Here is a 277-nt window from a genome sequence, read left to right on the forward strand (position 1 = left end):
GCCTACGAGATTCTTAGCGACGAAGAACAGCGCCAGCGCTACGATGCTGGTTTATGGTTAGAACAGGAGGCAACATGTTAAAAGGAAATTCGAGCATAGTTATTATCCCGTTGATCGTGTTCATACTCTGGTTACTCGCCAATGGAGCGGTCTTGCTAGAGACACCGGACGGTCATCAGCGCCAAATATTACCGAATCCTACGGTTGTTCAGGACGACATGCACGAATGGTTTTGCGAGCGCAAGCGCAATATCCGACGCAATCGGGGGCAAGACCC

The 277-nt window shown here is 50.5% G+C and carries 1 protein-coding gene; it reads left to right on the top strand.

The genetic code is table 11. The features are described 5' to 3' along the window. Positions 1-74: 74 nt before the first annotated feature. The coding region (locus NCS03_RS31025; protein WP_250530510.1) for a hypothetical protein at positions 75-277 on the top strand (203 nt) is incomplete at its 3' end.

Origin of the sequence: Caballeronia sp. ATUFL_F1_KS4A, assembly GCF_023630905.1 — a bacterium.
Taxonomy (GTDB): domain Bacteria; phylum Pseudomonadota; class Gammaproteobacteria; order Burkholderiales; family Burkholderiaceae; genus Caballeronia; species Caballeronia zhejiangensis.